The sequence below is a fragment of the Brevibacterium jeotgali genome (genome assembly GCF_900169175.1).
GTDB classification, from domain to species: Bacteria; Actinomycetota; Actinomycetes; order Actinomycetales; family Brevibacteriaceae; genus Brevibacterium; species Brevibacterium jeotgali.
In genome coordinates this window covers 1-2464 of the sequence record NZ_FXZM01000039.1, presented here as the reverse complement: position 1 = coordinate 2464, position 2464 = coordinate 1, and the positions used below count along the sequence as shown (strand labels likewise).

The 2464-nt window shown below is 52.5% G+C and carries 2 protein-coding genes; both read right to left on the bottom strand.

What is annotated here, in order from left to right:
- The coding region (locus BJEO58_RS14695; RefSeq protein ID WP_308297876.1) for a carboxyl transferase domain-containing protein at positions 1-729 on the bottom strand (729 nt) is incomplete at its 3' end.
- 258 nt (positions 730-987) lie between these two features.
- On the bottom strand, positions 988-2178 hold the full coding sequence (locus BJEO58_RS14690) for a CaiB/BaiF CoA transferase family protein (RefSeq protein WP_180951998.1): 1191 nt from the start codon (positions 2176-2178) through the stop codon (positions 988-990).
- Positions 2179-2464: the final 286 nt, after the last annotated feature.

Sequence of the window (2464 nt, the reverse complement as noted above, 5' to 3'; positions counted from 1 at the left end):
CCGAGCGTGCACAGATGCACCGCCCAACTCTTCCTTATCAATCTCCTGACCAACCCCCGGCTTTACTACCGCAGGCCCACCAGCGAACACGTAGCTGCTGCCAGCTACCATCACAGAAAAATGAGATGCGACTACTCTAACTGCGCCCAGCCCCGCTGCCGCACCCATTGCGATGCCAATTACAGGGACCGTCCCCAATAGACCGCCCAGCGGCCATCCGGTATAGCCCGGAATTTTCGTCCCACTAGATTGTTTCAGCAGGTTTATACTTCCACCAGCTGTTTCAACTAAACGGATAATTGGTATTCTGTACTCCAGAGCGTACCGTTCAATATATTGCCACTTTTCAGGGGATGTTGATTCTGACGATCCACCACGTACCGTGAAGTCCTCAGCCGACACCGCTACGTCTCGTTGCTCTATCGTTCCCGTTCCCGCAATCGCGTTTGCGGGGCTGCCGTCAATAAGACCATGTTGGTCGTCATACTTCATCTTCCCAGTGAACAGGCCGACCTCACGCCAGCTGCCCTCGTCCACTAAGCAATCCAAGCGTTCGCGGGCGGTTAGTTGTCCTCGCGCATGTTGTCGTTGAATGTTTTCACTTCCACCAAGACCCATTGCTATACGTGACCTTAATTTCAGCTCACCTTCCCACCACAAGGGACCATTCGAGGACGAAGCGTCGGTACCAGTTGATGGCTGCTTATTGTCTTTACCGTTGTCGGTCAACAATGCTCCTATTTCGAAGAGGTTTTTGCGGGTTCCAATTGTCCATTATTTCGCCCGAAAAATGTGTCCGCTTGGACCATAAAATTGCGTCGATCGTTCGGCGAATGCTTTACAGACAGTTCCACCGATAGTACCAGTGAATTATAGACGGCGGACGGTCCAAACCGGTCTCATTGCAGAATTGGACTATTGCCGACAAGTGAACCGGCATATCTCATAAGCCGATGGCAATGGCTGAGCTTCATGGAAGCCAGTTTGTCAAATGACGCCTTTTTCTTTCAGCTCAGCCAACTTCTCGTCTTTCATGCGAAGAAGGTTTTCATACACGTATTCATTAGATGCGCCAAGAGACTCACCAGCGTGCCTTATAGATCCCGGAGTTCTCGACAGTTTGGGAACAACACCCTGCATTTTCACCGATGGGCGGCCTGGGTTCTCTATCTCTTCAAAGAAGTCACGCGCGATGACGTGGGGATCTTTGGTAAATTCCAGCGGGTTATTGATTGCATTGGCCGCGATCTGAGCCTCGTGAGCTCGTTCAAGAAAATCGACAGAGTTCATGGCCGCAAACTTCATACGGAGATATTCGTCCAACTCCTCACGGTGCTTGACCCGTGACTGGTTATCCAGGAATCGTGGGTCCTCTTTCAACTCAGCGAGACTAAGAATGTCACATAGACGTTCAAACATGCTCTGTGTGCTTGCCGGTATAGACACGAAGACGCCATCGCCCATTGGATAAATATCGTGTGGAGCAATAGTTGGGTTCGAGGTTCCAGACCGTTCGGGTATTTTTCCGGTGTGTAAAGCACCTACATACATGCCGTCCAGCGTCTTAGCCAGAAGCTCGTACAGCGCCAAGTCGATTAGCTGGCCCTCGCCCGATTGTTTTCGCTCAAGCAAGGCCAGGGTAACCGAAAATGCTCCATACACGCCACCCATTGCGTCCGCGATTGCGTACCCCGACGGGACAGGTGGCCTATCTGCGTAACCAGTTGTGTATGTTAGACCCAAGTACGCTTCCGCTACACGGGCAAACCCTGGGCGATCTCGATACGGTCCAGTTAAACCGTAACCCGTCAGATGAAGTACGATTATTTTAGGATTGACCGCTTTTAGTGCCTCGTATCCAATGCCCCACTTTTCGACAGTCGAGACGCGGAAGTTTAAAACGATTACATCCGATATTTTTACTAGCTCAAATAGCTGGTCTCGGCCCTCAGGCTGTCGGAGATCGAGAGTCACACTTTTTTTGCCCCGATTAGTGACTTGAAAGGTCAGCGAATCACCGTTGAGTTGAGGGCTGTACCCTCGCAGCGAATCACCAGTGCCCGGCGGTTCGACCTTAATCACTTCCGCCCCAAAATCAGCCAGAAGCGCCGATGCCCCTGGTGCAGCGAGTATCGATCCTGCATCAATGACACGGATTCCGTTAAGTACCTGCTCCACTTCAGACGCCTCCTTGCGTCGAGACAACTAGTCTGCCCACAATCTTGCTTACTCTTCACGGGCGGCGCAAGGGCTTTGCGGTTGCATCGGCGATAAGTGTCAGTTATATCCTGCGATGAGGGCTCCAAACGATTCCCGCTTCGGGGGCATCCGCTCAAAGCGGCTCTTCACGAACGAGGGTGTAGTCGAGGTCTGAAGCCGCCGGCTTCGAGCAGACTCCTGGCGATGTAGTGCCTCAGGTTCCGGAACCCAAGCGCGATCCCGCGCAGATGCTCGAGTCGGCCAT